Here is an 8,551-nt window from a genome sequence, read left to right as displayed (position 1 = left end):
GCCGCATCACCGTCCCGTCCACCGCCTCGTTCGGCGCCACCACGACCGTGCCGCCGGACAGCAACGGCACCCACAGTTCGTACGACGACGCGTCGAACGCGTGCGGGGCATGGAACAGCACCCGCGGCGTCACACCCCAGCACCGGTCCCTGGCCAGCGCGACGACATCCCGGTGCGTGGTCACCACACCCTTGGGCACACCCGTCGAACCCGACGTGTACATCACATACGCGGCCGCCGATTCCGCCACGACCGGGAGTGGTCCCTCGTCCGACCCGGCGTCCACGGTCACCTCGGCGACCCCGACGTCCTGCCCGGCCGACGCCTCACTCACCACGACCAGGCAGGCGCCCGCGTCCTCGATCACCGAACGCTTCCGCGCCGACGGCCACGTCGCGTCCAGCGGCAGATACGCACCACCGGCCTTCAGCACCGCCAGCAACGCCACCACCAGGTCGGCAGAGCGCTCCATCAGTACGGCGAAGACCGGCTCCGGGCCGCCGCCCACCCCCGAAAGCACCCGCGCCAACCGGTCCGAACGCTCGTCCAGCTCCCGGTAGGTGAGCTCCACGCCGTCACCCGCCACGGCCACCGCGTCCGGATCCGCCGCCACGCGTTCGGCGAACGCCTGAGGCACCGACCCGCCCGGCACGGGTGCCGCCGTGTCGTTCCATCCCGCCAGAATCCGGATGCGCTCGGCCGGGCCGAGCACGTCAACCGTTGTCAGGGGTGTGTCCGGGGCCTGTTCAAGGGCGTTCGCCAGACCGTCCAGGCAGGTGAGCAGCAGCGTGCCCGCCCATGCGGGATCGACCGGGGCGACGGCCTCCACTTCCACCTCGAAACCTGTGCCGTCGTCGTCGACGGACACGACCACCGGGTAGTTCGAGTAGTCCCGGTGCATCACGAGGGTCACGCCGTCGAGGTCGGCACCGGGGTGCCGCTCGGTCGGCAGGTTGTGCCGGTAGTTGAACAGTGAGGTGAACAGCGGGCTGGTTCCGGGCACAGCACTGGCCCGCTGTGCCAGGGTGAGCGAGGCGTGTTCGTGGACCATCAGGTGGGCGAGCTGGCTGCGCATGTCCGTGAGGACCTCGGCCACACTCTTGCCGGCCAGGCCCAGCCGCACGGGCAGGGTGTTGATGAAGAGGCCCGGTGCGCGGTCCGCGCCGGCGCCCGCGTTCATCCGTCCGAACAGGATCGTGCCGAACACGACGTCGTCGCGGCCCGACAGCGTGCCGAGCACCCGCGCCCACGCCACATGGAACAGCGTCGCCGGGCTCACACCGAGCGACCGCGCCAGGCTGCGGACCCGCCCGGTCAGGGCGTCGTCCATCGTCAGCCGGACCTGCGCGGCGTCCGTGCCGTCACCGTAGACGTCCATCAGGCCGTACGGGGCCGTGGTCTCGGTGACGTCGCCCAGCAGGTCGGTGAAGTACCGCTCGTGCTCCTCCTGGGACACCCCGAACCGCGCCCGGGCCACGAACTCACGGAACGGCACCGGCGCGGGCAGCCGCTCCCCCTGCCCGTTCATCAGCGCGCGGAGCTCGTCGAGCACCACGTCGAAGGTGGTGTGGTCCTGGACCAGGTGGTGGATGCGCAGCAGTACCGTCCAGCCGCCGTCCGGGGCCGCCATCACGCGCACCCGCAGCAACGGCGCTCGCGTCAGGTCGATGGCGGACTCGCCCGCCGACAGAAGCTGATCGGCGGCCTCGGGCCCGGCGGGGTCGAAGGTGATCTCCTCGACCGGCAGATCCGCGTGGCGCACGACCACCTGCACCGGTTCGCGCAGTCCTTCCCACATGATCGCGGTGCGGTAGATGTCGTTGCGGACCACCAGCTGCCGCAGCGCCGCGAGGAAGTCCTCGAGTCTGTCCCTGGAGTCGATGGTGAGCACCATCGGTGTCGCGTAGACGTCCGTGCCGTCCCGGTCGGCCATCAGGTGGTGGAAGAAGATGCCCTCCTGCAGGGGCGCCAGGGGATACACGTCCTGGATGTTGGGCACGCCGCCCGGAACGGCCGCCACGACGGAGGCCAGCTCGTCATCCGTCAGTTCGACCAGGGGGAGCATCTCCGGCGTGATCTCGGTGGCGCCGTCGGGGATCCGGCTGGGCGGTACCTCGACCTGATCGGGCCCGGCCACCGCGGCCAGGCGGGCCGGGGTCGGTGACGCGAACAGGGCCCGCACCGAGACCGACACGCCGCGCTGCCGCAGCCACTCCACCAGCGACACCGCGAGCAGCGAATGCCCGCCCAGGGCGAAGAAGTCGTCATCGACCCCGACCCGGTCCAGGCCGAGCACCTCGGCGAACGCCGCGCACAGCAGCTCTTCCTGAGCCGTGACCGGGGCGCGTCCGGTACCGGCGCCGGCCTGGTCCGGCTCCGGCAGCGCCCTGCGGTCCAGCTTGCCGTTGACCGTCAACGGGAGGGCGTCGAGCTCCACGAACGCCGACGGCACCATGTACGACGGCAGCCGCTGTCCCGCGTATGCGCGCACCTCGTCCAGGACACCGTCGGAACCGTCGGCCGGCACGACGTAGCCGACGAGCCGCATGCCGCCCGGGGCGCCGTCGCGGGCGACCACCGCGGCCTGGGCGACGGCCGGGTGCGCCGCGAGGACGGCCTCGACCTCACCCGGCTCGATCCGGAACCCGCGGATCTTCACCTGGTCGTCCGCCCGGCCGGCGAACACCAGCCGGCCCTCCGAGGCCCAGCGAGCCCGGTCCCCCGTCCGGTACATCCGCCCGCCGGACCCACCGAACGGACACGCCACGAACCGTTCACCGGTCAGTGCCGCACGCCCCGCGTAGCCACGCGCCACCTGGGTCCCGGCCACGTACAACTCGCCCACCACGCCCACGGGCACGGGCCGCAGCCACTCGTCCAGCACGTACACCGACAGGCCCGGAAGGCCACGACCGATCACACTGCCGTCCGCGCCGTCATCCGGCCCGACAGCGTGGTGCGTGACATGCACGGTGGTCTCGGTGATCCCGTACATGTTCACCAGCCGCGGGGCATCCTCGCCGTACCGCTCCCACCAGCCGGCCAGCCGCGCGGGCTCCAGCGCCTCCCCGCCGAAGACCACCGTCCGCACGGCACCGAGCGCGCCCGAGCGATCCGGCTGAGCCGCCATCAACTGGTAGAACGCCGACGGCGTCTGGCTCAGCATCGTCACACGTTCACGCTCCAGCAGCTCCGCGAACTCCCCCGGCGACCGTGAAACGTCGAACGGCACCACCACCACCCGCCCGCCGTGCAGCAGCGCGCCCCACAACTCCCATACGGAGAAGTCGAAGGCCAGCGAGTGGAACCAGCTCCACACGTCGTCCGCGCCGAAGTCGAGCACCTCCCGGGCGGCGGCGAACAACGCCACCACGTTCCGGTGCGGCACCAGCACGCCCTTCGGCCGCCCGGTGGACCCCGACGTGTAGATCACGTACGCCGGGTGCGAGGGCAGCAGCGGAGCGATGCGGTCGGCGTCCGAAATGGGCGCCGCGTCGTAGCCGGCGGTCTCCGCGAGGAACTCGGGTGTGTCCAACACCAGCACCGGCCCGGCGTCCTCGAGCACGAACCGGACACGCTCGCGCGGCTGCCCGGGGTCGATCGGCACGTACGCGCCGCCCGCCTTCAGCACCGCCAGGACAGCGACCACCACCTCCGGCGACCGCTCCAGCACCACAGCCACCACCGACTCCGGGCCGACCCCCTGCGCGATCAGCTTCCGCGCCAGACGGTTCGACCGCTCCTCGACCTCCCCGTAACTCAGCTCGGCATCGGCGCCCACCAGCGCGACCGCCTCCGGGGTCCGCGCCGCCTGCGCGGCGAACAGATCCGGCACCAGGGCATCCGGCACCGGCCCCGCCAGGTCGTCGCTCCGGCACAGCCGCTCGGCGTACTCGGCGTCGAGGACGTCGATCGCGCCGAGGGGGACGTCCGGGGAGTCCGCCAGGGCCGCGACCAGGTTCGCCAGGCAGGTGTGCAGCAGCCTGCACACCTCCATCGGATCGACCTGCGCCACAGCCTCCACGACCAGGTCGAAGCCGGTCGCGCTCTGGTCCACCGAGACGGTGAGCGGGTAGTTGGTGTGGTCGTGGAGGGAAAGTACTTCTATTCCCTCCAGCTCCGCCTCGCCGGTGTCCGTGGCCTGGACGTGCCGGTAGTTGAAGATCGAGGTGAACAGCGGTCCGCCACCGGACAGGCCGGCGGCCGCCTGCGCCAGCGTCAGCGACGCGTGCTCGTGCACGAGCAGCTCCGCGAGCTGGCCGCGCAGTCCGGTCAGCGCCTCGCCGACACCGTGTCCGGCCAGGTCCACGCGAACCGGGAGGGTGTTGATGAACAGGCCCGCCACCCGGTCCGCGGCCTCGCCGGCGTTCATCCGTCCGAACATCACCGTGCCGAACACGACATCGCGGCGGCCGGACACGGCCCCGAGCACGCGCGCCCAGGCCAGGTGGAACACCGTCGCCGGGCTGACGCCCAGCGAGCGCGCCACCTCCCACACGCGCCGGGCCAGGGCGGCGTCCACGGGCAGCCGGCCCGCCTGAGCCGCACCGCCGTCACCGAGCACGTCCATCAGGCCGTAGGGCGCGGTGGGCTCGGTGACGTCCCCGAGGAGTTCGGCGAAGTACCGCTCGTGTTCCTCTCGCGGCGTCCCCAGCCGTGCCTGCGCCACGAACTCACGGAACGGTACCGGCGGCGGCAGCCGGTCGGCCTGCCCGGCCATGAAGGCCCGCACCTCGTCGAGGAGCACGTCCGACGCCGTGTGGTCCTGCGCCAGGTGGTGGATGCGCACGAGCGCGAGCCACCGCTCGGTGCCCGGCTCGGCCGCGACGCGCACGTCCATCAGCGGAGCCCGGCCGATGTCCATCCACCCGCCGCCCGCCGCGAGCAGCCGCTCCGCCGAATCCTCGGTCACGGGCAGCTCCGCGTGGCGTACCACCACCTGGACCGGTTCACGCAGCCCTTCCCACACGATCGCCGTGCGGTACACGTCGTTGCGGTCCACGACCTGCCGCAACGCGGCGAGGAACGCGTCGAGGCGGCTGCGCGAGTCGAACCGCAGCGTGGACGGCGTCACGTAGACGTCCGTGCCGTCCCGGTCGGCCATCAGGTGGTGGAAGAAGATGCCCTCCTGCAACGGCGCCAGCGGATACACGTCCTGGATGTTGGGCACGCCTCCGGGCACCGCCGCCGCCACCCGTTCGATCTCGGTCTCGGTGAGCCGGACCAGCGGCAGCATCTCCGGCGTGATCTCTTGCGCACCCTGCGGAATCGGGTTGGGCGGCACCACCACCGCCTCCGGCCCCGCGGCCGCCGCCAGTCCGGCGGGCGTCGGCGTCACGAACAGCGCCCGCACCGAGACCGACACCCCGCGCTGCCGCAGCCGCTCCACCAGCGAGACGACGAGCAGGGAGTGCCCGCCCAGGGCGAAGAAGTCGTCGTCGGCCCCCACCCGCTCCAGCCCAAGGACCTGCGCGAACGCCGCGCAGATGATCTCCTCGCGTACGGTGGCCGGGGCCCGGCTCGGCCCGGCCGCCGCCGTGTACGCCGGCGCGGGCAGCGCCTTGCGGTCCAGCTTGGCGTTCGGCGTCAGCGGGAACGCGTCCAGCACCACCACGGCCGACGGCACCATGTGCGACGGCAACCGCTGCGCCGCGAACCCGCGCACGGCGTCGGGCAGTTCGGCGGCGTTCCCGCCTTCGGCGGGGATGACGTAGCCGACCAGCCGGAGGTCACCGGGCGTGTCCTCCCGCACGACGACCGTGGCCTGCTCCACCTGCGGATGGGCCGCCAGCACGGCCTCGACCTCGCCCGGCTCGATCCGGAACCCGCGGATCTTGACCTGCTCATCCGCCCGCCCGGCGAACACGAGTTCCCCGTCGGTGTTCCACCGCACCCGGTCACCGGTGCGGTACATCCGCCGCCCCGGTTCGAAGGGGCATGCCACGAACCGTTCGGCGGTCAGGCCGGCGCGTCCCAGATAGCCGCGCGCCAGGCCCGTACCCGTCACATACAACTCGCCCAGCACGCCCGCCGGGACAGGCCGCAGCGCGTCGTCGAGCACATGGACCCGGGTATTGGCGATCGGGCGGCCGATCGGCACCGCCGCACCCGCCTCCAGATCAGGACGGCACCGCCACACGGCCGCGTTCACCGTGGTCTCCGTCGGCCCGTAGCTGTTGAACATCTTCCGCCCGGCCGCCCACCGGGCGACCACCTCGGCCGGAAGCGCCTCGCCGCCCACGTCCAGCACGAAGCCGTCGTCGAGGGCTCCCTCCGGGATGGTGGCCACCACGGCGGGCGGCAACGTCGCATGTGTCACCCCGGAGTCCGCCAGGAACTCCGCGAACTCGGCGCCGAGCCGCCGGTCGGCCGGAACGGTCACCAGAGCCGCCCCGGACAGGAGGGCCAGCAGCCACTCCTCGCAGAACATGTCGAAACCCACCGACGCGAACTGCGCCACCCGGCTCCCCGGCCCCACACCGAACCGGCCATGGCTGACCGAGAGATTGGCGAATCCCTCGTGCGAGACGACGACACCCTTCGGCCGTCCCGTCGAGCCCGACGTGTAGATCACGTAGGCCGGATGACCGGGCAGCAGCGGAGCGATCCGATCGGCATCGGACACCGCCGACTCGGCATACCCCTCCACCTCCACCCGCATCGCGGCCTCATCCAGCACCAGAACCGGTGCGGCATCCTCGATCATGAACGCCACACGCTCGGCCGGCTGCTCCGGATCGATCGGCAGATACGCGCCACCGGCCTTCAGCACCGCGAGAATCGCCACCAGCAGATCCGGTGAACGCTCCAGCAGCAGCGCGACCACCGACTCCGGCCCCACGCCCGCGGCGATCAGATGCCTGGCCCACCGGTTCGACCGTGCCTCGACCTCGCCGTAGCTCAGCTTCACGCCGGGCCCCACCAGCGCCACCGCCTCGGGCAGACGCGCCGCCTGCGCGGTGAACAGCGCAGGCACAAGACCGTCCGGTGCAGGCACGGCCGTGTCGTTGACGTGCCGCAGCAACGCGCCGTACTCGGGATCCAGGATGTCCACCGCCCCGAGCCGAACGTCCGGGGTGTCCTCCAACGCCGCGACCAGGTTCGCCACCGAGGTGTGCAGGAGCCTGCACACTGCTGTCGGGTCGGCCGGTGCCGTCGCCTCCACGATGATCTCGAAGCCGGAGGTGCTCTGGTTGATGGAAACGTCGAGGGGATAGTTCGTCGGATCCCTCGTCAGTACGGCGTCGATGCCGTCGATTCCGGTGCCGGACTGCGCGACATCCGCCTGGATGTGCCGGTAGTTGAAGATGGAGGTGAACAGGGGGCGGCCGCCGGGCAGGCCGCTGGCCGCCTGAGCCAGTGTCAATGGCGCGTGCTCGTGGACCTGCAGCTCGGCGAGCTGTTCGCGCATGTCGGCCAGCGCCTGGTCCACGGTCCGGCCGGCCGACTTGACCCTGACCGGCAGGGTGTTCATGAACAGCCCCGGAACACGGTTCGCTCCGACGCTCGCCCGGCCCAGCAGCACCGTGCCGAACACGACGTCATCACGCCCGGACACCGCCGCCAGTACGCGCCCCCACGCAACGTGGAAGACCGTCGCGGGGCTCACCGCGAGCGACCGCGCCACCTTCTGCACGCGCGCGGCCAGGCCGCCCTCGACGGCCAACCGGCCCTGGGTGGCCCCCGCGCCGTCACCGTGCACGTCGAGCAGCCCGTAGGGGGCGCTGGTCTCCGTCACGTCACCCAGCAGTGCGGAGAAGTACTCCTGATGCGCTTCCTCGGGCATGCCCAGCCGGGACTGCGCCACGAACTCACGGAACGGCACCGGCGCCGGCAACACGTCCGCTCGTCCGGTCAGGAACGCCTTCACCTCGTCGAGGACCACTTCCAAGGCCGTGTGGTCCTGGACCAGGTGATGCATCCGCACGAGCGCCAGCCATCCGCCGCCGTCCGGCTCGGCCGCGATGTGCACCGTCAGCAAGGGCGCACGGTCCAGTTCCATGCGCCCGCCGGCGGCCGCCAGCAGTCGCCCGACCGCGTCTCCCGCGTCGGCGTCGAGGGTGACCTCGGTGACCGGCAGCTCGGCGTGCCGCCACACCACCTGGACGGGCTCGGGCAGCCCCTCCCACACGATCGCCGTGCGATACACGTCGTGCCGGTCCACCACCTGCTGCAACGCGCCCAGGAAGGAGTCCAGTCGGGCTCGCGAGTCCATTCGCAAGGTGAACGGCATGGCGTAAACGTCGTCGCCGTCCCGGTCGGCCATCAGGTGGTGGAAGAAGATTCCTTCCTGCAGCGGCGCGAGCGGGTAGACGTCCTGCACGTTGGCCGCACCACCCGGCACGGCCGCCACCACCCGCGCGACCTCCGCCTCGGACAACTCCACCAACGGCAGCATCTCCGGCCGGATCTCGCTAGCGCCCTCGGGGATGAGGTTCGGCGGCACCTCCACCAACTCCGGCCCCGCCACCGCCGCAAGCGCAGCCGGCGTCGGCGTCACGAACAACGCCCGCACCGACACCGACACCCCACGCCGCCGCAACCACTCCAC

1 protein-coding gene is annotated in these 8,551 nt (G+C 71.9%); it reads right to left on the bottom strand.

From position 1 onward, the window contains the following. Positions 1–8,446 (bottom strand): amino acid adenylation domain-containing protein (locus ACYVMZ_RS38845; RefSeq protein ID WP_461087959.1); only part of this gene is annotated, 8,446 nt, incomplete at its 3' end. Positions 8,447–8,551 lie beyond the last annotated feature (105 nt).

Source organism: Streptomyces deserti (assembly GCF_054782695.1).
The sequence above is the reverse complement of the archived record's forward strand: the minus strand, read 5'-3'. Positions and strand labels throughout refer to the sequence as shown.